The sequence below is a fragment of the Agrobacterium sp. Ap1 genome, from assembly GCF_017313375.1.
Taxonomy (GTDB): domain Bacteria; phylum Pseudomonadota; class Alphaproteobacteria; order Rhizobiales; family Rhizobiaceae; genus Neorhizobium; species Neorhizobium cellulosilyticum.
The window spans coordinates 429919-455079 of sequence record NZ_JAFLMY010000001.1; the positions used below are offsets into that span (position 1 = coordinate 429919).

Genomic DNA, 25161 nt, shown 5'->3' on the forward strand with positions numbered 1-25161 from the left:
ATTTGATAATGGTATGGTCGGCACCGCAATTTGCGCAGCGCTTGCCGGGAAATGTTCGTTGCGGCAACCAGCTGATTTTGTCAGTTCGAAAGAGCGATATGGTTTTACGTCCGCTGAAGATCGAGACCCCACACATCCGGCATTTAAACCAAAACAGCACAGGCAAACTATGGGCCAGCCAAATAATGGAGCCAACCACCTGTCCCGGAATGCCGTATATCCGCGTGAGATAAGACAGCCAGAAGGTTGACGTGATAAAAACGAACAACGCCCATCCGACGTATAGCCAGGACTTTCGATAGAGTGACATCAGATCGCAACCTAATCCTATGACACCATCTACCGCTGCTTAGTCACGATCCGCAACCCGACGAAGCGCTGAGATCTTACACCCCAAACACCTTCGCCCTTCTCAGCGTCACGTACCCGGCCTCACCGGCCTTCACCACCCGCTCCGGCTCCACATCGAATTCCAGTGCCTCGCCAGCATCCGTCATCGCCAGCACGCGCCGGCCATCCGCCCGGTCGAGCACACGCGTGATCTCCGCCGCAATCCCCGGCCCTTCCTCAGACCAGTCGATATCGCTCGGCCGCGCATAAAGTTCGCCCCTGCCATCCGCCACATCCGCAGCCTCGACGGAAAGCCCGCCAACATAAGCCCGACCATCCTTCACCTGCGCCGCAATCACATTCGCATCGCCGAGAAATTTCATCACGAAGGCCGACTTCGGATCGCGGCACACCTCCTGCGGCGTGCCCTGCTGCACGATCTGCCCGTCCTTCAGGATCACCACCCGGTCAGCCAGATCGAGCGCCTCCTCCTGATCGTGGGTGACGAACAGCGTGGTGATCCCGAGTTCCGAATGGATCTCGCGCAACCAGCGGCGAAGGTCGCGCCGCACATTGGCGTCGAGCGCCCCGAACGGCTCGTCGAGCAACAACACTTTCGGATCGACAGAAAGCGCGCGGGCAAGCGCCACGCGCTGCCGCTGGCCGCCGGAAATCTGTGCCGGGAACCGGTCGCCAAGCCCCTCCAGCCGCACCAGACGAAGAAGATCAGCCACACGGCTGTCGATCGCCGCCCGGTCGCGCTTCACCTTCGACACCTTCATGCCGAAAGCGATATTGTCGGCCACCGTCATATGCGGGAAAAGCGCATAATGCTGGAAGACGAAACCGACGCCGCGGTCGCGCACCGGAATGTCGGTCGCGTCCTGATCGCCGAAATGGATCGCGCCGCCATCGGCATATTCCAGCCCCGCTACCATGCGCAGGATCGTGGTCTTGCCCGAGCCGGATGGACCGAGCAGCGCAACCAGCTCACCGCTTTCGATATCGAGCGACACGCCCTTGACGGCGCGAAAGGTCTCGAAGGTTTTGACGACGTTTTCGAGGCGGATTTTCATGCTGTTTTCTCTGCCGGATTTTCGGTTTTGCGGACACGGCCCGCCCCTTGCCGCTCAAGCGCCACCTTGGCGATGATGGTGAAGACCGCGATCAACGCCAGGATCGAGGCGGCGGCAAAGGCGCCGGTCGCATTGTAGTCGTGATAGAGCAGTTCGATATGCAGCGGCAGCGTATTGGTCTGGCCGCGGATATTGCCGGACACGACCGAGACCGCACCGAACTCGCCCATCACGCGGGCATTGCACAGGATCACGCCGTAAAGCAGCGCCCACTTCACGTTCGGCATCGTCACGGAAAAGAAGGTGCGCCAGCCGGAAGCACCAAGCGAGGTCGACGCCTCCTCCAGATCCCGTCCCTGCGCCTGCATCAGCGGGATCAGCTCGCGCGCCACGAAGGGAGCGGTGACGAACATCGAGGCGATGATGATACCAGGCACGGCAAACAGGATTTTTATGTCATGCGCATCGAGCCACGGCCCGAACAGGCCCTGCAGTCCGTAGACGAACAGATAGGCGACACCGGCGACGATGGGCGATACGGAAAACGGGATTTCGATCACCACGAGCAGAAAACGCTTGCCCCAGAAATCGAATTTGGTGATCGCCCATGCGGCGGCAATGCCGAAGACGGTATTGATCGGCACCGCGATCAGCGCCGCGAGCACCGTCAGCATTACCGCATGCAGCGTATCGGGATGGACGACCGTATCGCGATAAAGCTGCCAGCCCTTCGAAAACGCCTCGACGCCGATAATCACCAGCGGCGCGATGATGACGAAGGCGACGAGAACGACAACGATGCCGATCAGCAAGCGGCGAAACAGCGGGGCATCACCGACGCGCGGCGGCTTGCGGCGGGTGGAAACTGTGCTCATGGTCTCACCCCTTCACCGTGTAACGCAATGCACGTGCCTGCAGCCAGTTGGTGACGGCAAGCATGAAGAATGCGGCCAGCAGCAGCACCGAGGCGATCGCCGCAGCAGCCTGATAGTCGTATTCCTCCAGCCGGATGAAGATCAGCAATGCGGTGATTTCCGTTGACATCGGCTGATTACCGGCGATGAAGATGATCGCGCCGAATTCACCCAGGCAGCGGGCGAATGACAAGGAAACGCCGGCAAGAAGCGCAGGCGCCAGCAGCGGCAGGATGACCTTTCGAAAAATCGTCCAGTCGGAACCGCCAAGCGATTGGGCCGCCTCTTCCAGCGCCGGATCGAGATCCTCCAGCACCGGCTGCACCGTGCGCACGATAAACGGCAGCGAGGTAAAGCACATGGCGATCATGATGCCGATCGGCGTATAGGCGACCTTGATGCCGAACCCTTCGAGCACCGAGCCGAACCAGCCGCTATTGGCAAATAGCGCCGTCAAAGCAATGCCGGCAACGGCGGTCGGCAGCGCAAACGGCAGGTCCACCACGGCATCGACGATACGCCTGCCGGGAAACCGGTACCGTGTGATCACCCAGGCAAGCGCCAGACCGAAAAACAGGTTGAAGGTCGTGGCGCCAAGCGCCGAAAGCACCGTGACGCGATAGCTCGCCATCGAGCGTGACGACGAAACGATCCGCCAGTAATCTTCAAAACCCAGGCTCGCGGCCTTGAATGCCAGTGCCGCCAGCGGCAGCACGACGATCAGGCCGACATAAAACAGGGTCACGCCCAGCGATAGAGGCAGGCCGGGCAGGACATTGCGTCGTCTCACGCGGTCGGTTCCTTAATTAGCAAAAGCCGGCGGAGGGGTGTCCGCCGGTTAGAATAATGACAGGCCCGCCCCTTACTCGTCGTCATCCTCGGCCTTGTGCCGTGGATCTGCTGAGCCCAAAATTTGGCGAAGGCAGATGCTCGGGACAAGCCCGAGCATGAAAGAAGAATTTGTGGCAAAACCTCTTGGTGAGGAAAACTATCGGCTGCCGTAAAGCTTGTCGAGCGTGCCGCCCGAAGCAAAATGCTCGGACTGGATCTTGCTCCAGCCGCCGAACACGTCGTCGACCTTGACCAGGCGGACTTCGGGGAACTGGCTCTTGAACTCGCCGGCGACTTTCTCGTTATGGACGCGATGGCCGAATTCGGCAGCGATCTTCTGGCCTTCTTCCGTATAGAGGAAGTCGAGATAGGTCTTTGCCAGCGCTTCGGTGCCATGCTTCTTGGCAACCTTGTCGACAACGGCGACCGGGAATTCGGCCAGCAGGCTGACGGACGGAATGACGCTCTCGACCTTGTCCTTGCCGAACTGCTTTTCGATGCCGCGTGTTTCGGCTTCGAAGGTGATCAGCACGTCGCCCTGGCCGCGCTCGACGAACGTGGTGGTTGCCGCACGACCGCCGGTATCGAAGACCGGGACGTTGTCAAAAATCTTGGTGATGTAGGCCTCGATCTTTTCCTGATCGTCCTTGTACTCTTCCTTCGCCCATGCGGTGGCGGCGAGATAGGTGTAGCGCGCATTGCCCGACGTCTTCGGGTTCGGGAAGACGGCATGCACGTCGTCACGCGCCAGATCGGCCCAGCCCTTGATGTTCTTCGGGTTTCCGGCGCGCACCAGGAAGGCCGGGAAGGAATAGAAGGGCGAAGCGTTGTTCGGGAACGCCTTAGTCCACTCGGTCGAAACGAAGCCCTGCTTGGCAAGGAAATCGATATCGGTCGACTGGTTGAAGGTCACCACGTCGGCCTCAAGACCTTCGACGATCGACCGCGCCTGCTTCGACGTGCCGGCATGCGACTGGTCGATGGTCACGCCCGGATGGCCCTTCACGAAGGCTTCGTTGACGGCAACGAACAGTTCGCGCGCGACGTCGTAGGAGGCGTTAAGCAGCTTCTGCTCCTGCGCGAAAGCCGGCTGGACGAAAAGGGCTGCAATCGCAGTGCCGAGAATGAGGAGGCGTTTCATCAGGTGTCTCCGAAAAAGGGCCGAGAATGAGAGTGTGGGGAAACTATCGGCAGGCATGGGCAAGCGCGAGAAATCGCCCTCCTCTGCCCGCGCCCATCTTAGAAATTCCGTCCATTTTTCGCCACATTCGGCAACGGTTGTGCCTGCACTCGATATTTTCTTGCCCGCGACAAGAAATCGGTTCCGGTTGGACAGGTCGGTCTGGCGAAGCGATGCACAACCTTATAGGACCGGGATGCAGCCCTCCTGCCCTTTTCGACAGCCCGGCTCATTTCCCTTGTCCGCATTCCTTGCCGAAGTCGTCACCCACATGAAGAACAAGAGCATTGGCTATTTCTACGTCCTGCTGGCCATAACCATTTTCGCCATTCAGGACGGATGCTCCAAATACCTTGCCGACAAATATCCGGTCATCGGCTTCACGATGATCCGCTTCTGGGCTTTTGCGGCCTTTGTTGTCGTATTCGCTGCGTTCTCACCCGGCGGGTTACGCAAGGCGTTCGTCAGCCGCAGACCTTTCCTGCAGATGCTGCGTGGGCCGCTGCTGGTGCTCGAAATCTTTATCGTCGTTTATGCCTATACCGGGGCAGGCTTGGCCATGACCCAGGCAATCCTTCAGGCGACGCCACTTATCATTACCATCCTCTCTGTGCCGCTCCTGGGGGAAAAAGTCGGCTGGCGGCGTGGAACCGCGATCGTGGTCGGCCTTTTCGGCGTGCTGATCATCCTCAATCCGGTCGGCGTCCGGTTCGATCTCCAGCTGCTCTGGCCACTGGCAGGCGCACTGGCCTTCGGTCTCTACGGCATCTCCACCCGCGCTGTCGGCCGCGAGGATTCAGCCGTCACCAGCGTGCTTTATACCGGCGTCTTCGGCGCGATCGTCGCGACTGCGATCGGCCCGTTCTACTGGGTTCCTATCGCGCCGGAACACTGGCCGGCCCTGTTTGCGCTCTGCGTCTGCGGCGCGACCAGCCATTTCTTCCTGATCAAGGCCTATTCGACGCTGACCGCCGTCGAAGTCCAGCCACTCACCTATCTGCAGATCGTGCTCAGCGTCGCTGTCGCAACCATCTTCTTCGGCGAAACGATCACGATCAATATGATCGTCGGCGCCATTATCGTCGTTGCGGCCGGTTTGTTCACCGTCTTTCGGGAGCACAGGCTCGGGATCAAATAACATCGACAGCATATGTCGGCGGCAACCGGACATAGCAAAGTAATTCTATCTTAAGCGGCAAAAACTATTCTGGTTGCATGACCAGAACCGAGCTGTCCGTCGTCGTCCCCTGCTTCAACGAAGAGGCTGTACTGGAAGAGTTTTCCGGCAGAATGTCGCGGGCCTGCGCCGCGGTCACCCGGGACTATGAGATCGTCTTTGTCGATGACGGATCGTCCGACCGCACATGGCCGATGATAGAAACGCTTTCTCAAAACGATCCGCGAATCGTCGGCGTCCAGCTTTTCCGCAATCACGGACACCAGCTGGCAGCGACAGCCGGACTTTCCATTGCGGCGGGAAATCGCGTTCTCCTGATCGACGCCGACCTGCAAGATCCTCCCGAATTGCTGCCTTTAATGGCAAGGCTTATGGATGAAGGTTACGACGTCGTTTATGGGAAACGCATTGCCCGCGCCGGAGAGACCACATTCAAGCGACTGACAGCAACTGTCTTTTATCGTTTGCTGAATAGGCTCTCGTCGGTTGCCATTCCGGAAGATACGGGTGATTTCAGGCTGATGTCGCGCCCGGTCGTCGATATCCTCAACAATATGCCCGAAAGGCACCGCTTCATCCGCGGCATGGTCAGCTGGATCGGCGGGCGACAGGCCGCCTTTCCTTATGCACGGGATGCGCGTTTTGCCGGCGAAACCAAATATCCGCTGCGCAAGATGATCTCGCTTGCCATTGACGCCCTGACCAGCTTCTCCACCAAGCCGTTGCGCGCCGCCGTCTGGCTTGGCCTCATGTCGTCGCTGTTCGCCTTCGCCATCCTGTTCTACGCCGTGTTCCAGTGGTCGGTCGGCAATGTCGTACCGGGCTGGGCCAGCTCCGTCGTCGCGATTTCCTTCTTTTCCGGCACGCAGCTCTTCGTCATGGGGGTATTCGGCGAATATCTCGGCCGTGTCGTTCAAGAGGTCAAGGGCCGCCCCCTGTTCACCATTGGCAGGATCTGCCGCAAGGACGCGATGGCGGAAACCCCGGGTGACATCCAGAGCCTCAGGAAAGCCGTGACCGAATATCCGCGATCGGAAAACCGCATTTCTCGCTAGGGAGCAAGTATGACGATGACACCGGAAACGGATGACATCGCGACAACGACGGCTGGCGAAAGGAAAGCCGCCCGCGTTTCCGATCGACGGATCGTGGCTCTCATCATTCTCGTCGCGCTCATTTCACTGATCCCGGTCCTTTCGGTACGCTTTCCGCCGATGACCGATTATGCCAACCACTATGTACGGCTCTGGCTTCTCGCCGGCGGCATCGAGCGCCCGATGATGTCGCAATTCTACCAGATCGACTGGAACGTCGCCTGGACCAATATTGCCATCGACCTTCTGGCCTTCGTAATCGGCAAGATCGCAACGATGGATTTTATCGCCCCCTTCGTCCTCGGGCTGGCCCTCCTCCTGCCGCCGATCGGTGTCACCCTCCTCAATCGCAAGCTCTTCGGCGGCTTTCACTGGTGGCAGTTGCTCTGCTTCGCACTGGCCTGGAATGCCGTCCTTCTCTTCGGCTTTCTGAGCTTTTCGATCAGCCTTGGGCTTGCTTTGGTCTTTGCCTATCTCGATGAATGCTTAAAGCATCGCGGTCTTGCCGTCGTCCTTGCGCTGCGAGCAATCTGCGCAGCGATCCTCCTGACCGCGCATCCTTTCGGCCTTCTGTTCTACACCGCGCTGCTGGCAGCACTGGCTTTTGGGCCATCGGCCGCCCCTCTGCGGCAAGCCAAAACGTTTGCTGCCGCCACGGGCCGGATGATGCTCGCGATCATCCCCGTTTTCCTGCCGCTGGTCATCTTTCTTCTGTTCGGCCCTTCATTGCCAGGTCAGGCAGATACATCTCTGCTCGACAGCATGCACTGGGACAATCCGTCAGCCATACGCTCGCTGCAGGTTCTGCTCATCTATTTCAGAACCTATGATGCGCGCATCGATATGATCTACCTGGCGCTTTTTATCGTGCTTGTCAGGGAAACCATCCGGTACAGGACCATGACCGTGCATTTGGGTCTCGTACTGGTTGCGATCGTCACCGGCATTCTGTCGATGTTCATGCCGACGACTGTCCTGTCGACCGGAGGCATGGACGTCCGCCTGCCATGCATGATGACCCTTGCTGCCGCAGCAGGGTTAAGGCCGCAGGTAAAGGGACGATTGTCATCCCTGGCATTGCCTTTGGTCCTTATTCTTGTCGTCTCCCGCACGGTCTACATCGAATATGTGTGGCTGCAGCGTAATGCGGATATCGCAGCCATGGAACGGGCGCTGCAACAGGTCGAGCCCGGCAGTGCAGTTCTGCCGGCCCATGCGCAAACGGCTCCCGAAGATCTGGTGAACATGCCAGTCGGGCGTATAGTCGGCAGCATGTTTCCGAGCTATATCCATTACCCCGCGCTGGTAAGCTTCGAGCGGGATGCCTTCATGCCATATCTGTTCACGGCAACCGGCAAGCAGCCGCTGCGCGTCAGAGAGCCTTGGAGCGAGATCGCAGTACCGGAAGGCATTCCGATACCCACCGATATGCTCAACGAACCGGCACCGGATTATGCACCCTATATGGCGGACTGGAAGAGCCGCTTCGACTATGTGCTGGTGCTGAATGCGGATATGGCCAGCCCGGACCATCCGATGCCGGTAATCGACACCGTTCATCTGGTCGCCGACGAAGGTTTTGCAAGCCTCTACCGCATCGAGCATCCGAGCCAGTAACGACAATGACCGCCGGCCTATTCCGACAGCAGATCCTTTACCCGCCGCGCAAAAGCATCGCTGAGGAACGGCTTGGTCATCACATGCATGCCATGCTCCAGGTGGCCGTGGTTCAGCACAGCGTTTTCGGCATAACCGGTGACGAACAGCACCTTGAAGTCGGGCCGCTCCGCACGCACCGCATCCGCCAGCTGCCTCCCGTTCATGCCGCCAGGCAGACCGACATCGGTTACCAGGAGATCGATCGGCTGGCCTGAATTGATGATCTTCAGCGCCGTCGGCGCATCAGCGGCCTCAAGCACGTGATAGCCAAGCTCTTCGAGTATCTCGACGGCCACCATGCGCACCAGCGGCTCGTCATCGACCACCAGGATAGTTTCGTGCTCGGCGGAGTGCGGTGTTGCGGTCACATCGACCACATCCTCCTCACCCACGTCATCGGCAAGATGGCGCGGCAGGTATATGCAGATCATCGTTCCCTTGCCAGGTTCCGAATAAATCCGCGCCGTACCACCGGATTGACCGGCAAAACCATGGACCATGGAAAGCCCGAGACCCGTACCCTGCCCGATCGGTTTGGTCGTGTAGAACGGATCGAAGGCGCGTTCGACGATTTCCGGCGACATGCCCGTCCCGGTATCACTGACGCAGAGCGACACATATTGCCCAGGCGGAAGACCGCGCTGGCGGCCAGCCCGCTCGTCGAACCAGCGATTGGATGTCTCGATCGTCAGCTTGCCACCGTCGGGCATCGCATCGCGTGCATTGATACACAGGTTGAGCAAAGCATTTTCGAGCTGCCCAACATCCACGAATGTGGTCCAGAGCCCACCGGCAAATGCAGTCTCCACATGGATTGTCGGCCCGACGCTGCGGGTAATCAGGTCCTGCATGCCAGAAACAAGGCGGTTGAGAAGCACCGGCTTCGGATCGAGCGTCTGCCGGCGTGAAAAGGCAAGCAATCGCTGCGTCAGGCCAGCGGCGCGTTTGGCAGCCCCCTGCGCACCAGTAAGATAACGATCAAGGTCACTGATCCGACCCTGCGCCAGCCGCGTCTGCATCAACTCAAGCGAGCCGGAAATGCCGGCCAGCAGATTGTTGAAATCATGCGCCAGCCCGCCGGTCAGCTGGCCAACCGCCTCCATCTTCTGGGAGTGGCGCAACTGTTCTTCGGCACGCATCAGCTCGGCTGTGCGCTCGGCCACGCGCTGCTCCAGCGTCTCGTTCAGCGCCTTGAGGTCAGAAGTCGCCTTGTCGCGCTCTGCCTCGACCGAACGTCGCTGTTCTATGTCGATCAGCACGCCGGGAAAATTCAGGGCTTTCCCGTCCGGTCCCAGTTCTACTCGACCATTTGCTTCGAGCCAGTAATAGTTCCCGTCGTGTCGCCTCGTGCGATATTGATGGATATACGGGCCACCGCGCTTCAAGGCATCGGCAATTGCCTCCAACAGCCCCGCCCTGTCGTCGGGATGGACCGTTTCTGTAACCTGGTCGAGCGTTAGATTGCTGTGGCCGAGTCCCGGATCCAGTCCAAAGGCGGTCGCCAGAGCGTCGTCTCCGGTGAAGCGGTCGGCCTGCACGTCCCAGAACCAGGTGCCGATGATAGCACCTGCGGCGAGTGCGAGCTGTACCCGCTGAACGTTTCGACGAGCCACCGCCTCGCTGGCACGCAATGCTTCCTCGGCCTGTTTGCGAGCGGTGATGTCGCGGAACATGACCGAGACCTGCCTTAGGCTCGCAGGCTCCACCCGTGAACTCGACACCTCTATGTGCCGGCCGATCGCCTCGAATTTCTGCTCGAAGCGAACCGTCTTGCCGGTCTTCAGCACATCGCCGTAAAGAGCAATCCACTTGTCCGCTGCATCGGGCTCGATCTCCCGCAGCCTTTTCCCGACGATATCGGCAATCCCCGTCTGCCGTTCATAACCGGTATTGGCTTCGATATGAACATAGTCGCTTAGCGGCCCATGCGGACCGTCGATGAATTCGATGATGCAGAAACCTTCGTCGATCGCCTCGAAAAGCGCGCGATATCGCGCTTCGCTCCGGAAAAGGGCATCGTCATCCGGAAAATGAAGCATTTCGTCAGAACTCAAGGACAGATCCTCTTAACGGCGATGGACGTGAATACCATAACGCCGAAACAAGGAAATCGGTTGCCAGCCAACAAATATCGCGACTACGCCTTCAATCCGCCCGCCATCAGCGCAAAAGCTTCCACCGCCTTGGGCAGCACCTCCGCCGGGTTGTCGCTTGCTGCGACCCAGAGCGCGGCGTTGAGCGCCGCACCGTTTAGCAACCGCGACGCGGCCTCGATATCGACGGGCTTCATCACCCCGCTTTCGACCAGAGACCGCACCCCCTTGCGCGTCTCGGCAAGGCAGCTGTTCTGGCTCGGCCACTGCGACGGATCGCCAAGCACCGCCGGCCCGTCGAGCAGCACGATCCGCTGGATTTCCGGGTCGAGCGCCATCTCGATATAGGCCGCTCCTTCGGCGAGCAGCGCCTGCCAGATATCTCCCTCGTCGCCGCATGCCTTCTTTGCTGCAATCTCTCGGGCACGGGCCGCCATCTCCCCGTCTAGCTGATCGACAACCGCCGCCAGCAGGCCACGCTTGTCGCCAAAATTATGATAGAGCGCCCCGCGCGTCAGCCCGGCCTCCGCCGTCAGATCGTCCATCGAGGCATTCGCATAACCCTTTTCCGCAAAGGCCTTACGCGCCGCCGCGATCAGCTTCGCGCGGTTCTCCTCCATCTTTTCCAGACGTTTTCCAGCCATGACGGACTCCGGATTTCAGATACGCTACGTATATGAACTTGACATACGAGACGTATGCGACCAATCTACATACGGGCCGTATATCATATTCGACCCCGGCTTGTGAAGTCGCATTCCATCGGATGCGCGATTCCAGAAATTGCAAGGAAAGGTCAGATCATGACAAAGCGCGAAACCATTTTCCCACCGAACCGCCACGCTCTTTATGAGCAGCACGGCTATTCCGCCGCCATTCGTTCCGGCGATCTCCTGTTCGTCTCGGGCCAGGTCGGCAGCCGCGAGGACGGCACGTCGGAACCGGATTTCAAGGCACAGGTAAAATTGGCCTTCGACAATCTCAAATCCGTCCTGAAGGCGGCCGGCGCGGGGCTCGACGACATCATCGACGTCACGACTTTCCACACCGACCCCGAAAACCAGTTCGGCACGATCATGGAGGTGAAGAGCCGGATCTTCCCTTCGCCCCCCTATCCCAACTGGACGGCCATCGGCACCACATGGCTCTCGGGCTTCGATTTCGAAATCAAGGTCATCGCCCGCGTTCCGCAGTCGGCCTGACACGCCGCCTGCACACGGGGCGACATGATACAATGCCTGCGTTTGGCGGGGATGATATCACCCGGCACCGAAATTATTCCCGTGGCACCGAAAGGACTTGGCCCGAATGCCGGGTCCGTTTCATCCTCACGCCGGGCGATAGCGCGACAATATCCCCGTCATCGGATGGGAACCGGGTTCGCGAACCGGCCTCCTTCGCAACGGGTCGCAACTCGGTTTCCGGTGATGGTCGTGAATGCGGTCAAACGGGAACTGACAAGTCCCGGAAAGACCAAATGAACCGGCCGGGGCAGGCAGACCAAGATCTACCTCATACCCCGATACCCACTGCCTGCCCCATTCCCGCTTCAACCACGCCGGCGCGAGCCTGCGTGTATATGGGAGTTTGCAGCCATTACCCCCCTCTGCCCTGCCGGGCATCTCCCCCACAAGGGGGAGATCACACTTGGCACGACCTTCGCTTCCTATTCGGCGCAGAATTCAGCCAAGATAAAGATGACATTTGCTTGGGGACTGGGCGCAGGCATCTTGCTGATCTCCCCCCTTGTGGGGGAGATGCCCGGCAGGGCATAGGGGGTATATCCTCGCTCAAGGTCCGCAGACCACTACAACCGGTGATCGGCAAACAACGGCGCATGCCCGCCGACGAAATACCGATCCAGCTCCGCCTCCGTCACCTCGGAAAGCGTCGCAGGCTGCCATTGCGGATTGCGATCCTTGTCGATCACCGCAGCACGCACGCCCTCATAGAAATCGCGGTTGCGTAGAAGCTCCGAAGCGACGGTGAATTCCCGCTCCAGGCATTCCACCAGGCTTGAGCTTTTCCGCCCGGCACGCAGCAATCTCAGCGTCAGTTTGAGGCTTGTCGGCGAACGCTTGACGATCACGCCCCGCGTGAACTCGGCGAAATCGCCTTCTTCCCTGTCCAATGCCGCAAGGATCCCTTCGATGGTATCGAAGGAAAATACTCGGTCGATCAGCGCCCGCTGCCCTTCAAGCCTGCTCTCTCCCGGTGCGGTCGAAAACCTGCCGATCACCGCAGCAACATCCGCATCCGACGCCCCGGCACGAAGCGCGCTCAGCGCTTCTGTCATCGCACCGAGCTGTTCCGAAGGCACATGGTAATCCGCGAAACCTGCATAGATCGCGTCCGCGGCACCGACGATCTCGCCGGTCAATCCCATCCACGTCCCTGCCTCACCCGGTGCACGCGGCAGAAGCCATGTCGCACCGACATCGGGCACGTAACCGATCCCGGTTTCCGGCATCGCAAGCTTCGTCCGTTCGGTAACGATCCGGTGCTTTCCATGCGACGCGACCCCGACGCCGCCACCCATGACGATGCCGTCCATCACTGCCACATAGGGTTTGGGATAACGCGCGATCGTGTAGTTGATCGGAAATTCCTCGCGCCAGAACCGGGTAACTTCCGGATCATTGGCCTTGCCGAGCTGATAGATGGCCCGGATATCACCGCCGGCGCAAAGCCCACGCTCGCCCTCGCCCATCAAGATAACGCAGGAAATCTCAGGGCTTCCGGCGAAGCGCTCCATCGCCGGCTTCATCGCATGCACCATGGCAAGGTTGAGGCTGTTCAGCGCCTTCGGCCTGTTGAGCCTGATGATCGCCGCCGACCCGATGCGGTCGAAAAGGATTTCGTCGGTCTGAACTGCGCTGTCGCTCATGCCTGCCTCGAGATGTCATTGACGGTTCCCGATCATAACGGGCGGCAAAGCGGTGAGGCCAGACAAAATATCGGACCGGATTGCCGCATCGGCGAGATAGACGGAGCGAGGGCGCCTGCCTGAACAGGCCGGCGCCCAAGCTCTTATTCCGCAGCCATCGGTAGATCCCGACGACCTTCGAACAGATCACCCTGATTGGCAGGCGGCTTCTCGTTTTCGCCCTCCTTCACCTTCGGCTCGCGGCCGAAGAACAGGGCGTAACCCGCAGGCAGGACCAGGATGGTCAGCACGGTGGCGACCATGATACCGCCCATCATCGCATAGGCGAGCGGTCCCCAGAACAGACCCCAGGAGATGGGGATCAGCGCCAGCACCGCCGTCATTGCGGTCAGCATGATCGGCCGGAAACGGCGCACGGCAGCGCCGATGATCGCCTCCTGACGATGCATGCCCGCCGTAATATCCTGGTCGATCTGGTCGATCAGGATGATCGAATTGCGGATGATGATGCCGAGCAACGCGATGACACCGAGGATCGCCACGAAGCCGAAAGGCGCGCCGGTGATCAACAGCGCCATTGCAGCGCCGATGATGCCGAGCGGACCGGTGGCCAGCACCAGCATCGCCTTGCCGAAATGCCTCAGCTGCATCATCAGGAGCAACATGATGACGAGCAGCATGATCGGCGCCTTGGCGGCAATCGATGCCTGACTTTCGGCAGCATCCTCCGCGCCACCCTGGATCTCGATCTTGTAACCGGTCGGAAGTGCAGATCTCAGGTCGGCGATGGAATTGTAGAAGTTGATCGATGCCTGGGTCGACTCGATACCATCAGGCAGCGTTGCCTTGACGGTGATCGTCGGCAGGCGGTCGCGCCGCCATTCGATCCCCTGCTCCATGACGGGCACGACTTCGGCGATCTGCGACACCGGCACGAAGCCACCGAAATCGGTCGGCACATAGACCGACTGCACGGCAGAGAGCAGGTCGCGGGTCGCATCCGGTTCGCGCAGGACGATCGAGACTGTTTCCTCGCCATCGCGGAAATCGGCAAGTGGAGCACCGGCGGTTGCAGCCTGCAGCATTTGCCGCACGCGCTGAGACGAGACGCCGAGCGCCCGGGCGCGGTCCTGATCTATCACCAGCTTCATGCCCGGCACCGGCTCCATCCAGTCGTCGTGGATCGAACCGAAAAGCGGGTTCTGATGGTAACGCTCCTTCACCTGATCGGCGATACGGCGCACTTCCGCCTTGTCCGGACCGATGACGCGCATCTGCACAGGCCAGCCGGTCGGCGGGCCGAGGAACAGGCGGTCAACCTTGCTGCGCACGGTCGGGAAATCGTCGGCCAGTATCTGCCGCAACTTGACGATCATCCGTTCGCGCTCTTCCAGCCCCTTGGACATGATCAACAACTGGGCATAGTTCGGGTTGCGAAGCTGCTGGTCGAGCGGCAGGAAGAAGCGCGGTGCGCCTTCACCGATAAAGGTGGCGATGAAGGTCTTGTCCTGATCGCGCATGATCTTGTCTTCGAGCGCCTTGGCCTGACGTTCCACTTCCTCGATCGCGGTCCCTTCCGGCAGCCACATGTCGACCAGGATTTCCGGCCGCGACGATTGCGGGAAGAAGCTCTGCGGAATGAACTGGAACGACCACAAGCTGCCGGCAAAGATGCCGAGCGTGGAGAGAAGGATAATCGCCTTGTGGCGGACGGCCCAGGTCACCGCATGCCGCACGCCGCGATACATCCGCGTATCATAGGCGTCGTGATGATGGCCTGTCCCCGCATGGGCGCGCTGCTTCAACAGCATGTAGCCGAGCCAAGGCGTGAAGTAGACTGCCACGAACCACGACACGACCAGCGCGATGCCGACCACATAGAACAGCGAGCGGACATATTCACCAGCGGTCGAATCCGCGAAGCCTACCGGAATGAAGCCCGCAGTGGTGATCAGCGTGCCGGTCAGCATCGGGAAGGCGGTGGAGGAATAGGCGAAGGTCGCAGCCTCGAGCCGCGGAAGCCCCTCTTCCAGCTTCCGCTCCATCATCTCGACCACGATCATCGCGTCATCGACCAGCAGGCCGAGAGCAATGATCAGCGCGCCGAGCGAGATACGCTGCAGCTCGATGCCGAGATAATACATGATGGCGAGCGTTGCTGCGAGTACCAGCGGAATGGCGATCGCGATCACGATGCCCGAACGCCAGCCGATCGAGATCAGCGAGACGACGAGCACGATTGCCAGCGCCTCCATCAGTGCCTGGGTAAATTCGCCGACAGCTTCGGTCACGACTTCCGGCTGGTTGGAAATCTGGTGCACTTCGGCACCGATCGGTAGCGTTTCGGCAAAACGCTCGTACATTGCCTCGACGTTGTGGCCGACATCCGTCACCTTGAAGCCGTTCGCCATGACGATGCCCAGCTGCACGCTGTCATGTCCATTGAAACGGAACTTGCGCTCATAGGGATCGACCAGCCCGTCCTTGACGGTGGCGATATCGCCGAGCCGGATGACCTGGTTGCCGGTCTTGATCCTCAGTTCGCGAATATCCTCCGGCGTCGTCACGCCGCCCTCGACAGAGATGCGCACCGAACGGTCGGCGGTCTGGACGCTGCCGGATGCATCGATATCGTTCTGGCCGGCGAGTGCCGTCTGGATGTCGGTGACGGTCAGGCCACGCTCGGCAAGCGCCTTCGAGGAAACGTCGATGAAGATCTTCTGCGGCTGGTCGCCGAGAATGGTCGCCTTTTCGACACCCGGCACGGTAAGCAGCATGTCACGCGCCTGGATGGCGAACTTCTTCAGCTCCGGATAACCGTAACCGTCGCCGGTAATTGCATGCAGGGTGATATAGGTGTCACCGAATTCGTCGTTGAAATAGGGGCCGCGCAGCCCGGTCGGCAGGTCCTGCTTGATGTCGCTGATCTTCTTACGCACCTGGTAGAAGGCGTCTGCCACGTCCTGCGCATTCGTATCGCCCTTGACCTGGATGGTCGAGATCGAAAAACCGGCGCGCGTATCGGACTTGATCCAGTCGAGATGCGGAGTTTCCTGCAGCTTGCGCTCGATCTTGTTGACCACCTGGTTCTGCATCTCGTCGACCGAGGCGCCCGGCCAGGCGCTCTGCACCACCATGACGCGGAAGGTGAAGTCGGGATCTTCCTTCTGCCCCATGTTCATGATGCCGAGTGCACCCATGACGATGATGAGGCCGAACAGGAAGCGCGCGATGCTCGGATGGCCGATCGCCCAGCGCGACAGATTGAAACCGCCCTTTTGCTGCGGATGTGCCTGATTGGAAGAACTCATTGGGGTTGTCCTTTTCAGCGCAGGGCGATTAAGGCTGTATCGAAGCAGTGGACTGGGTCGAAACGCTGCCGAAGCGTGACGCAACCGTCTCGGGCAGTTTGACCTTCAACCCGTCCCGCATGAACTGGGTACCGGCAGAGACCACGAGGTCACCCTTGGCAAGCCCTTCCGAGATGCGGGCGACACTGTCGCCATAACCGGCGACCTTGACGGCGCGGGAGCTGACCTCGCCCTTGTCGCGCTCGACGATCCAGACGACCGGCTTGCCGTCCTTCTGGGCAAGCGCTGCGAGCGGCACGCCGAAGGTCGGCACCACATTGTCCTCGACCGCATCGATCGTTGCCGTCATGCCGATCAGCACACGGTCGTCGGCTGGAAGGCTGACGCGGACGGCAAAGGTACGGGACTGCGCATCGGCGCTACCGGCAACTTCGCGAACCTTGCCTTCGAGCACCAGATCCCTTGCCGACCAGAAGTTGGCCTTGACCGCCTTGCCCGGCTTGAAATGCACGATATCCGTTTCCGGCACCGCAATCTGCACTTCCTTCTCGCCATCGACGGCAACGGCAACCACCGTCGTTCCGGCGCTGACAACCTGGCCGACATCAGCGCTGACAGTCGTCACGATGCCGTTCTGCGTTGCCTTCAGCTCGGTATAGGCAACCTGGTTTTGCGCCTCTTCGAGAGCCGATTCAGCCGATTGCAGCTGTGATTGCGCCTGATCGGCGGCAAGTTGTGCCTGTTCGAGCTGCGATTGGGAGGTAACGCTCTTTTCAGCCAGCGTTTCGGCGCGCTTGCGGGCAAGCCCGGTAATCTCAACCTGCTTCTGCGCCGAGGTAAGATCGGCATCTGCACGACGGACCGAAAGCTGGTAATCGACAGCATCAAGCCTTGCGAGAATGGTGCCGGGCTCAACCCGGTCACCCACATCGACAAGGCGCTCGGTGATCTTGCCGGCAACGCGGAAGCCGAGGTTCATCTCGGTGCGGGCACGTACGGAACCGGAATAGACGAGGCTGCGGCCGATCTCCGGTCCACCGATCTCGACGACCTTCACCGGCCGGACGGGATCAGGTGCCTCAACCTTTTTCTCTTCCGAGCAAGCCGTAAGGGCGCTGAGAGCGACTGCGACAAGCAGCCCTTTTGCGAAAACGCAAGAACGTCGAATTTGGATCACGGACATGGCCCCCACTCCCGGTGGCGATTGAAGAAGGTGCCCTCAAGACACCGGCTATTGATTTCGAGGTGTTTCTATTTCAGCGCCCTGATGGCGAAATCGACCAGATCGGCCGGCGTCGTGCGACGGTTCTCGATCAGGCATTCGGCGATGATTTGCGGGTGACAGAGGGTCACCGTACTATCACAAAGACATTCCGCGGCAGCGTCTGCATCTTGAGCGCGAAACTCACCGGCGACAATACCCTCGCGGATGATGCCGGCAACGATCGCGCGCATCTGCATGATGTGGTCCTCGATCACCGACCACTGCTCCTGAATGGCGACGATTACCATCTCGTGCACCTTGTTCTCATGCAGCAGGGTCTCCACCGTGATGGCGTGCTGCTGCAGGAAATGGTCGCGTATTCGCTCTGCGGCACTCACAGGCCGCGCGGCATTTTCAAGCGCGACCGCACGGCCGGAATTCAACAGCCTGTCAGCCAGCGCCCGGTGAATCTCAGACTTGGACGAGAAGAACCGATAGATGTTTGCCGGCGACATCCCCAGATCCTTGGCGATGTCGGCAACATTCGTCTTCGAATAACCGTAGTGCTTGAACAGCCGCTCGGCCGCATCGAGAATCCGGGTGATGTTTTCCTGACGCACGGCTTCGGCCTGCATGTCGGCACTATCCATAAGCCCTCACAAATTACGACTGACGAATTTTAATTTTCGTCAGTCGTAATTCATAAAAGGAAAACTGTCAACATTGGCGCAGGCGGCAAAACCTCTGGCTGCAGGAGAAAGACGGATTGAATAAGTGGAGGGCGGCCCCCTCGCCGGCCGCCCTCCACCGCGCTCACCGGCCCGAATGCGGTCCGATGAGGCCGGTGATCTCCGTCACGCGGTCCGCAGGGAATCCGCCCTCTCTGGCGTGACGATAGATCGCCTCGGCGCTTTCGGCCTCGTGGACGCAATACATCTTGTCGCCGGTCACATAGCTGGTGATCCAGGTATAGGGCTCACCCAGCCCATCGACGACCGCGTTCGACTTGGCCGAAATTTCCTTCAGTGTCTGCTGGTCCATGTCTCCAAGACCAGGGATGTTTCGCTCGATAACGAATTGAGGCATAGGAATTCTCCTTGATGGAATAATGAGACGCCTGCCTGGCGCAGTTACTGGACGTGACCGGCAGCCGTCGACAGCAATGCCTGCCTTTTTGTCGGCCCGGGCGTCTCTGCCTGGGCATGAGCGTGCTCGCAGCTGACATTCGGATTGAAGTCGGCAAACGTGCCCTTGGGGTTTTTGCGCCAGGCCCAGACATGCAGCTCGTAGAAAGCCGGCAGTCCGTATCGATTGGGCGCTCCGGTCAGGCTGAACAACTGCCCCTCCAGATTGGCCGGACCTTTGGTCGTGATATATTCCACCGCCACCAATTCCATACGGCCATGCGTGTCCGGCTCGTACATCACGGCCTCGGGCCTGGAGAGATCGATAGCCTCGTCCTTGATCAGCTCGGCATTGACATAATGAATGCCCATCGCCCCGCCATCCACGCCACTCGTGCAGGGAATGGGCGAATAGCCTTCCTTCACCGCTTGTTTCACATCCTTGAACCGGGCATTTGCCTCCCGCACCTTGTCGGGCAGGCCGCCGCCCGCAACAGCCACCGCCGGCAAGGCGGCAGATACGAGAAGCATTGCCAACAACGTTTTTATTCGCGTCATGCGTGTCATCTCCAAAAAATGTGCTTGATGCCGGAACTCCCGTCCGGCCGGCGCAATTTCTAGGAAAGACGGCGCTCCGCGCATCTCCCGTGCGGGGGATGAACAATATTTTCCGAAACATTATCACAATTGCAGATTGTCAAGATTGACCGCCATGGCACGGCAGGCGCAGGATCATCGCATGGACCAGAAACTGTCTGAAATCATCGGCGCGATTTACGACTGCGTCGCCAGCGAGGCGTCGTGGCCCAATGCCATGCGTCTGATCAACGAAAGGATTGACGGCTTTCTGACGACCATTGCGGTCTTCGATACGCAGACCCGATCCGCAAGCCTTGCGCAAATCGCCTGCGATGACGAGGAAGCCATACGCACCCTCATTCGATATGCGAAGGATGTGCCCTTCTTCCATCTGCTGCACCGGATGGAACTCGACGAACCGGATACGCTGGAGCGGATGTTCGCACTTTACGGCCCAGACGGCGAAGACGTCTGGCAGCGCGGCGATCTCTATCGCAATTTCCATTCCCGCTACGGCGTTTTGAACTCGATCGACATGGCGATCCTGAAACGCCCGCAACGCGTCGGTACGATCAACATTTCGGTCAAATATCAACCGAAGGATCCGGCGATCTTCAATCTCCTTGGCCTGCTCGGCCCGCATATCAGGCGGGCGGTAACGATCCATGACATGTTGGAGATCGAGCGGGATAAGAGCGCCGTTCTTCGCCAGGTGATCAACGCGCTCGACCATGCGGTCTTCATCGTCGCAGACGACATGTCGATCCTCTTTGCCAACGAGACTGCTGAAGCAAGACTGCGCGAACAACATGTCCTGCGCGCCCATGCCGGCAAATTGACCTGCCTGAATGAGTATGCCTGCAACGCATTATCGACCGCTGTCCTGCTTGGTGCGCGCGATGAAATCAGGCTCGGCGCCGCGGGCATCGACGTTCCGCTTGGCTCGAGCGAAAGGCCGGCAGTTGCGCATGTCCTGCCTCTCCAGCGCCGACGAGAGGGCGGTGGATATGAGCGCAACGCCGCCGCCGCAATTTTCGTAGCTGCCGCAGGAACCGTGACACAGACAGCATTGGAAGCCGTCGCGGCACTTTTTGCACTAACCCCGGCCGAACGTCGTGTCGTAGGCTATGTCGCCGAAGGCCTGACACGCAACCAGATTGCCGAAGCGCAGGGCGTCTCCGATGGAACGGTCAAATCCCAGTTGGGCGCGGTCTACGATAAGACGGGCGCTTCAGATCAGCGCAGCCTTCAGCAACTGATACGGGAATTGACGCCGCCAGTACAAAGAAACGTTTAGTAATGAGTTGTTCAAGTTAATGGCCGTTTTTCTGGCAGGCTATCGGATAAAGTGGTATCAGCAAGATACAGCGTAAATTGAGAAAATCCGCGGGAACGAAATTTCGGTTTGTGCGTTAGATAGCGCCCAGCCGCGAGAGAGTGCGGCTTCGGGGGGAACATGCATGCAATGATGGAAAGTCACGACGTTTCACTGCTCGACCAGGAGCGCTATCGGCTGCTGGTGGATGCAATCTCGGACTATGCCATCTACATGCTCGATCCATCCGGCCATGTCGTCAGCTGGAATGCCGGCGCACAGCGTTTCAAGGGTTATGAGGCGGCCGAAATCCTCGGTCACCATTTCTCCCGCTTCTACACCAATGAGGACCGCCTCGACCGTCTGCCGGAGCAGGCCATCGAAGCCGCGGTAGCCCACGGTCATTACGAAAGCGAAGGCTGGCGCATCCGCAAGGACGGCACCCGCTTTTGGGCTCATGCCATCATCGATCCGATCTGGGACCGTAATGGCCACCTTCTGGGTTTCGCCAAGGTGACACGTGACCTGACGGAGCGAAAGAAAGCGGAAGCGGAGCTGCGGCTCAGCGAGGAAAAATTCCAGCTGCTTGTCAACGGCGTCAGCGACTATGCACTTTACATGCTCGATCCCGATGGCTTCGTCACCAACTGGAATGCCGGCGCCGCGCGCATCAAGGGATATACCGCTGACGAAGCGATCGGCAGGCACTTTTCCCACTTCTATACCGACGAGGACCAGGGGAAGGGTGAGCCCGAGCGCAATCTCGATATCGCCCGCCGTGTCGGCAGGGTCGAGCGGGAGGGGCTGCGCCAACGCAATGACGGTACCACTTTCTGGGCCCATGTCGTCATTGATGCCATCCGTGATGAAAGCGGAAATCTGATCGGCTTTGCCAAGATCACCCGGGACGTGACGGAAAAGGTCGAGGCGCAAAAGGCGCTGACCAAGACCCGTGAAGACCTGTTCCAGGCGCAGAAGATGGAGGCGATCGGCCAGCTGACCGGCGGTATCGCCCACGATTTCAACAACCTGCTGATGGCGATCATGGGCAGTCTCGAAATCCTGCGCAAGCGCATGCCCGACGACCCGACCCTTCGCCCGCTGATAGACAATGCGCTTCAGGGTGCAGAACGCGGCGCGGCCCTGACGCAGCGCATGCTCGCCTTTTCCCGCCGGCAGGAATTGAACATGCGCCCGGTCGACGTACAGTCGCTGGTCGCCGGCATGATGGACTTTCTCGAACGCTCGCTGCGTTCATCGATGCGTATCGAAACCCGCTTCCCACCGAACCTGCCACATGTCCTCACCGACGGCGTGCAGCTCGAAACCGCCCTGCTCAATCTCGTGGTCAATGCCCGCGATGCGATGGGCGAAGGCGGAACAGTGACGATCAGCGCAGAACGTCACCAAATTGGCGAAGAGGGTGGAAAACTCCGCAGCGGTGACTATCTGCGTATATGCGTCCGCGATACCGGCGAGGGCATGGATCCCGAGACGGTCGCGCGCGCGACGACCCCCTTCTTCACGACAAAGGGTGTCGGCAAGGGAACAGGATTGGGATTGTCGATGGTTCAGGGACTGACGGAACAATCGGGCGGCATGCTCTCGATCGAAAGCGTCAGGCATGAAGGCACCGCCGTGTCGCTCTTCCTGCCGACGATTGATGAAGAGGATTGCCCCAAGGAAAAGGCGCAAGCCCCGGGCAACGGCGAAAAGCTCGGCGATCGCCCGCTTATCGTGCTTGCCGTCGACGACGATGCGCTCGTACTGATGAACACGACCCTGATGCTGGAAGATCTCGGCCACCAGGTGATCGAGGCCTATAGCGGCCCGGAGGCGCTGTCGGCATTGAGGCAGGAAGACAATCGCATCGATCTCGTCATTACCGACCATTCCATGCCGAAAATGACTGGCGCGCAACTCGCCGCCGAGATCGCCACAGAATGGCCGGGCCTGCCCGTCGTGCTTGCCACCGGTTATGCCGAACTGCCCGACGGCAGTGGCAGCCACCTGCCCCGACTGCCCAAACCTTTCTCGCAACAGCAGTTGAGCGAAATGATCGGCACGGTGACAGGCACCCGCGCCTGACAAATCAACGCTGAACCATTCACCACGCCATGCGTTGTCTCCCCGTTCCAACACGGGAGGCATCGACATGGTCTTTAAGCATCAGCAATTCTACGAGGCGCCGCCGGAAATCGAGGTTGAGTTTCCCGGCCGGGCAACGCTGGAAGCAACCGTTTCCGACGCCCTCGCCTCATCCGGCGGCATCGATGCAAGCGATGTCATGGTAACCGCAAGCGGCACGGCCATCACGCTTTCAGGCTCCGTCCTCAGACAGGAAGAGCTTGCCCGCGCGGAGGAAATCGCTCGTAGTATCGAGGGTGTCACCGAGGTCAGGAATGACATCGCAGTGACCGGCCTCGATCAGGTTCAGCGCGGCATCTGATATCGCCAACAGGCCCTCTCGACACTCCGCATCAATCTGATCGAGAGGGACTGTAACGCTTTTTCTAAGATCGCCCGGATTTTTGGAACACGCATTGCCGCCAGCCGCGTAACGGCTGTGTAGACTCATGACGATTTCAGCAAAAACCTAAGAATTGTCATGACTTATCAAAATCCAAGAAACCTCGCTTCGGTCGAGGAAATCGGCACGCAACTGGATGATCCGAACGTTGTCATCCTTGATTGCACCTCAACAGTCATCCCGACGGATGGAGGTAGCGGCTTTGCGGTCGCCGATGGCCGCGGGGCATTCGAAGCGGGCCATATCCCCGGCGCACAATTCGTCGATCTTGAGCGCGACCTTTCCACGCCGTCCGACCACCTGCTTTTCACCCTCCCCTCGGCCGAACAATTCGGTAATGCCTTGAACAGGCTCGGTATTGCAGCAGAAAGCCGCGTCATCCTCTATTCCACCGGCCAGCCCGGCTGGGCGGCACGCGTCTGGCTGATGCTCCGCGCCTTCGGTTTCGAAAACGCCGCCGTGCTGAATGGTGGCTGGAAGGCATGGACCAATGCCGGCCTGCCGGTTGAAACCGGCGCCGCAAAGGCCCGGCCTGCAGCCTTGAAACCCTTCGGCTGGACCTATCGACCCGGCTTCTTCGTCGCAAGCGACGAGGTGGTCGCCCGCACGGAAGACGAGGCTCTGGTCAACGCCCTTGGCGCCGACTCCTTCCGCGGCGAGGCACCGATTGCCTATGGTCGACCGGGGCGCATTCCCGGCAGCGTCAATGTCCCGACATCTTCTCTCGTCGACCCCGACACCGGCCTCTACCTCTCTCAACAACAGATCGAAAAGATATTTGCCGATGCAGGTGTGAAACCAGATGCGCCGCTGATCGCCTATTGCGGCGCGGGCGTCGCAGCCAGCAACGTCGTTTTTGCCCGCACGCTGAGCGGCGCAGGCGCGCGCTCCGTTGTCTACGACGGCTCGCTGCTGGACTGGTCCTCGGACCATGATCGTCCGCTCGTCACCGGCTGAACGACATTTCAAAAACAGGAAAGAATTTGATCATGAAACTCCCTTTCGGACGCCGCAGCGCGATCCTGTCCGTGCTTGGCCTTACCCTGCTGGCCGGCATTTCTTCCCCCACATTTGCCCAGGCTGAAGAATTTGCCCCGATCAGGATCGGCATAAATGCCGGGCTTTCGGCAGATGCCGTCAATCAGGCAGCCAAGGAAGCTGCCGAAAAAGGATTGAAGGTTGAGGTCATCGAGTTCACCGATTGGGTCGTTCCCAACGAGGCGCTGAAATCGAAGGAAATCGACGTCAACTACTTCCAGCACCAGCCGTTTCTCGACCAGAATGCCAAGAAGGCCGGTTACGATTTCGTCTCGATCGGCGTCGGCACGCTGACCAAGCTTGGCCTCTACTCGAAGAAATACAAGTCGATCGAAGAACTGCCGGAAGGCGCGAAAGTGGCGATCTCCGACGATCCGGTCAACGGCGGCCGGGCACTCGAACTGCTGCAGTCGATCGGCCTGATCAAGCTCAAGGATGGCCTGACATCCGCAGCCATTCCAGCCGACATCGTCGAAAACCCGAAGAAACTGGACATTGTCGAACTGCCGAACCAGCAGATCCCGCGCGCGCTCGATGATGTCGATCTCGGCCAGGGATATCCGTCCGGCATGGGACTGTTCGGTGTCGATCCGAATTCGGCTCTCGTCTTCGACGGCGTGCAGACCCGCTACGCCCTGCGTTTCTTCGTTCGAAAGGAAGATGAGGCCAACAAAAGCGTTCAGGAATTCGTCAGGACATACCAGAACTCGCCGGAGGTCCGCGCCATCCTCAAGAAGCATTTTGGCGATCTGACCGTCCCTGCCTGGGACTGATAAAAGCCCAACAAAAAAGGGTGCGACGAAAACCGCCGCACCCTTG

21 protein-coding genes are annotated in these 25161 nt (G+C 59.6%); 9 read left to right on the forward strand and 12 right to left on the reverse strand.

Annotation, left to right across the window (positions count from 1 at the left end; translation table 11 throughout):
* Nucleotides 1-386: 386 nt before the first annotated feature.
* The 4 genes from JZX87_RS02080 to cysP all read right to left on the reverse strand — a co-directional run bounded on the left by JZX87_RS02080 (nt 387) and on the right by cysP (nt 4292).
* Nucleotides 387-1406: a sulfate/molybdate ABC transporter ATP-binding protein gene (locus JZX87_RS02080; RefSeq protein WP_206823389.1), complete on the reverse strand. Its 1020-nt coding sequence runs from the start codon at nt 1404-1406 to the stop codon at nt 387-389.
* Entirely contained in the window at nt 1403-2281 is an 879-nt protein-coding gene (gene cysW, locus JZX87_RS02085; RefSeq protein WP_206823392.1) for a sulfate ABC transporter permease subunit CysW, read from the reverse strand. The genes JZX87_RS02080 and cysW overlap by 4 nt, the downstream gene beginning before the upstream one ends.
* Nucleotides 2282-2285: 4 nt before the next feature.
* Complete coding sequence (gene cysT / locus JZX87_RS02090) at nt 2286-3110, reverse strand: sulfate ABC transporter permease subunit CysT (protein ID WP_112458887.1); 825 nt, start codon at nt 3108-3110, stop codon at nt 2286-2288.
* A 198-nt stretch (nt 3111-3308) separates the two neighbouring features.
* Nucleotides 3309-4292, reverse strand: a complete 984-nt coding sequence (cysP, locus tag JZX87_RS02095; protein WP_206823394.1) for a thiosulfate ABC transporter substrate-binding protein CysP — start codon at nt 4290-4292, stop codon at nt 3309-3311.
* Between the two features lie 277 nt (nt 4293-4569).
* On the opposite strand from cysP, the gene JZX87_RS02100 reads away from it, so the two are divergent.
* The 3 genes from JZX87_RS02100 (at nt 4570) to JZX87_RS02110 (ending at nt 8219) form a co-directional block, all read left to right on the forward strand.
* Nucleotides 4570-5469 (forward strand): DMT family transporter, encoded by a 900-nt coding sequence (locus JZX87_RS02100; RefSeq protein WP_353654155.1) that lies wholly within the window; start codon nt 4570-4572, stop codon nt 5467-5469.
* Between the two features lie 77 nt (nt 5470-5546).
* A complete protein-coding gene (locus JZX87_RS02105; protein ID WP_206823396.1) occupies nt 5547-6563 on the forward strand; it encodes a glycosyltransferase family 2 protein in 1017 nt (338 codons plus the stop codon).
* A gap of 9 nt (nt 6564-6572) precedes the next feature.
* The gene (locus tag JZX87_RS02110) at nt 6573-8219 is read left to right on the forward strand and encodes a hypothetical protein (protein ID WP_206823399.1); all 1647 of its coding nucleotides are present in this window, start codon (nt 6573-6575) and stop codon (nt 8217-8219) included.
* 17 nt (nt 8220-8236) lie between these two features.
* Here the strand turns inward: JZX87_RS02110 and JZX87_RS02115 are convergent, their stop codons facing one another.
* Together JZX87_RS02115 and JZX87_RS02120 are read right to left on the reverse strand one after the other, a co-directional pair.
* Complete coding sequence (locus tag JZX87_RS02115; protein WP_206823900.1) at nt 8237-10300, reverse strand: ATP-binding protein; 2064 nt, start codon at nt 10298-10300, stop codon at nt 8237-8239.
* Nucleotides 10301-10398: 98 nt separating this feature from the next.
* Nucleotides 10399-10998, reverse strand: a complete 600-nt coding sequence (locus tag JZX87_RS02120) for a TetR/AcrR family transcriptional regulator (protein ID WP_206823401.1) — start codon at nt 10996-10998, stop codon at nt 10399-10401.
* Between the two features lie 159 nt (nt 10999-11157).
* Here JZX87_RS02120 and JZX87_RS02125 point away from each other — a divergent pair, with 159 nt between their 5' ends.
* Entirely contained in the window at nt 11158-11556 is a 399-nt protein-coding gene (locus tag JZX87_RS02125; protein WP_206823404.1) for a RidA family protein, read from the forward strand.
* A gap of 605 nt (nt 11557-12161) precedes the next feature.
* Here the strand turns inward: JZX87_RS02125 and JZX87_RS02130 are convergent.
* The 6 genes from JZX87_RS02130 to JZX87_RS02155 form a co-directional block, all read right to left on the reverse strand.
* Nucleotides 12162-13241, reverse strand: a complete 1080-nt coding sequence (locus tag JZX87_RS02130; protein ID WP_206823407.1) for an enoyl-CoA hydratase/isomerase family protein — start codon at nt 13239-13241, stop codon at nt 12162-12164.
* 143 nt (nt 13242-13384) lie between these two features.
* Entirely contained in the window at nt 13385-16552 is a 3168-nt protein-coding gene (locus JZX87_RS02135) for an efflux RND transporter permease subunit (protein ID WP_206823410.1), read from the reverse strand.
* A 28-nt stretch (nt 16553-16580) separates the two neighbouring features.
* Nucleotides 16581-17744 carry an efflux RND transporter periplasmic adaptor subunit gene (locus tag JZX87_RS02140; protein WP_502711286.1) on the reverse strand — a complete coding sequence of 388 codons (1164 nt, stop codon included), beginning with the start codon at nt 17742-17744 and terminating at the stop codon, nt 16581-16583.
* 59 nt (nt 17745-17803) lie between these two features.
* Entirely contained in the window at nt 17804-18406 is a 603-nt protein-coding gene (locus JZX87_RS02145) for a TetR/AcrR family transcriptional regulator (RefSeq protein WP_183685270.1), read from the reverse strand.
* 163 nt (nt 18407-18569) lie between these two features.
* The gene (locus tag JZX87_RS02150) at nt 18570-18842 is read right to left on the reverse strand and encodes a DUF4242 domain-containing protein (protein WP_148143109.1); all 273 of its coding nucleotides are present in this window, start codon (nt 18840-18842) and stop codon (nt 18570-18572) included.
* A 44-nt stretch (nt 18843-18886) separates the two neighbouring features.
* A complete protein-coding gene (locus JZX87_RS02155; RefSeq protein WP_286194044.1) occupies nt 18887-19438 on the reverse strand; it encodes a hypothetical protein in 552 nt (183 codons plus the stop codon).
* 181 nt (nt 19439-19619) lie between these two features.
* Between JZX87_RS02155 and JZX87_RS02160 the strand changes: the two genes are divergently transcribed.
* The 5 genes from JZX87_RS02160 to JZX87_RS02180 all read left to right on the forward strand — a co-directional run bounded on the left by JZX87_RS02160 (nt 19620) and on the right by JZX87_RS02180 (nt 25115).
* The gene (locus JZX87_RS02160) at nt 19620-20756 is read left to right on the forward strand and encodes a helix-turn-helix transcriptional regulator (RefSeq protein ID WP_206823415.1); all 1137 of its coding nucleotides are present in this window, start codon (nt 19620-19622) and stop codon (nt 20754-20756) included.
* Nucleotides 20757-20924: 168 nt separating this feature from the next.
* Nucleotides 20925-22862 (forward strand): hybrid sensor histidine kinase/response regulator, encoded by a 1938-nt coding sequence (locus tag JZX87_RS02165; RefSeq protein WP_502711287.1) that lies wholly within the window; start codon nt 20925-20927, stop codon nt 22860-22862.
* Nucleotides 22863-22929: 67 nt separating this feature from the next.
* Complete coding sequence (locus JZX87_RS02170; protein WP_148143105.1) at nt 22930-23223, forward strand: BON domain-containing protein; 294 nt, start codon at nt 22930-22932, stop codon at nt 23221-23223.
* Between the two features lie 159 nt (nt 23224-23382).
* A complete protein-coding gene (locus tag JZX87_RS02175) occupies nt 23383-24261 on the forward strand; it encodes a sulfurtransferase (RefSeq protein ID WP_206823419.1) in 879 nt (292 codons plus the stop codon).
* 32 nt (nt 24262-24293) lie between these two features.
* A complete protein-coding gene (locus tag JZX87_RS02180) occupies nt 24294-25115 on the forward strand; it encodes a MetQ/NlpA family ABC transporter substrate-binding protein (RefSeq protein WP_206823426.1) in 822 nt (273 codons plus the stop codon).
* Nucleotides 25116-25161 lie beyond the last annotated feature (46 nt).

Excerpts from the sequence above, each read along its gene's own strand:
- JZX87_RS02125 (WP_206823404.1), top strand. The coding sequence starts at position 11,158 with ATGACAAAGCGCGAAACCATTTTCCCACCGAACCGCCACGCTCTTTAT.
- JZX87_RS02080 (WP_206823389.1), bottom strand. The coding sequence starts at position 1,406 with ATGAAAATCCGCCTCGAAAACGTCGTCAAAACCTTCGAGACCTTTCGC.
- JZX87_RS02165 (WP_502711287.1), top strand. The coding sequence starts at position 20,925 with ATGATGGAAAGTCACGACGTTTCACTGCTCGACCAGGAGCGCTATCGG.
- cysP (WP_206823394.1), bottom strand. The coding sequence starts at position 4,292 with ATGAAACGCCTCCTCATTCTCGGCACTGCGATTGCAGCCCTTTTCGTC.
- JZX87_RS02110 (WP_206823399.1), top strand. The coding sequence starts at position 6,573 with ATGACGATGACACCGGAAACGGATGACATCGCGACAACGACGGCTGGC.
- JZX87_RS02180 (WP_206823426.1), top strand. The coding sequence starts at position 24,294 with ATGAAACTCCCTTTCGGACGCCGCAGCGCGATCCTGTCCGTGCTTGGC.
- JZX87_RS02155 (WP_286194044.1), bottom strand. The coding sequence starts at position 19,438 with ATGACGCGAATAAAAACGTTGTTGGCAATGCTTCTCGTATCTGCCGCC.
- JZX87_RS02130 (WP_206823407.1), bottom strand. The coding sequence starts at position 13,241 with ATGAGCGACAGCGCAGTTCAGACCGACGAAATCCTTTTCGACCGCATC.
- JZX87_RS02135 (WP_206823410.1), bottom strand. The coding sequence starts at position 16,552 with ATGAGTTCTTCCAATCAGGCACATCCGCAGCAAAAGGGCGGTTTCAAT.
- JZX87_RS02145 (WP_183685270.1), bottom strand. The coding sequence starts at position 18,406 with ATGGATAGTGCCGACATGCAGGCCGAAGCCGTGCGTCAGGAAAACATC.
- JZX87_RS02115 (WP_206823900.1), bottom strand. The coding sequence starts at position 10,300 with ATGCTTCATTTTCCGGATGACGATGCCCTTTTCCGGAGCGAAGCGCGA.
- JZX87_RS02120 (WP_206823401.1), bottom strand. The coding sequence starts at position 10,998 with ATGGCTGGAAAACGTCTGGAAAAGATGGAGGAGAACCGCGCGAAGCTG.
- JZX87_RS02175 (WP_206823419.1), top strand. The coding sequence starts at position 23,383 with ATGACTTATCAAAATCCAAGAAACCTCGCTTCGGTCGAGGAAATCGGC.
- JZX87_RS02170 (WP_148143105.1), top strand. The coding sequence starts at position 22,930 with ATGGTCTTTAAGCATCAGCAATTCTACGAGGCGCCGCCGGAAATCGAG.
- cysW (WP_206823392.1), bottom strand. The coding sequence starts at position 2,281 with ATGAGCACAGTTTCCACCCGCCGCAAGCCGCCGCGCGTCGGTGATGCC.
- JZX87_RS02105 (WP_206823396.1), top strand. The coding sequence starts at position 5,547 with ATGACCAGAACCGAGCTGTCCGTCGTCGTCCCCTGCTTCAACGAAGAG.
- JZX87_RS02150 (WP_148143109.1), bottom strand. The coding sequence starts at position 18,842 with ATGCCTCAATTCGTTATCGAGCGAAACATCCCTGGTCTTGGAGACATG.
- JZX87_RS02160 (WP_206823415.1), top strand. The coding sequence starts at position 19,620 with ATGGACCAGAAACTGTCTGAAATCATCGGCGCGATTTACGACTGCGTC.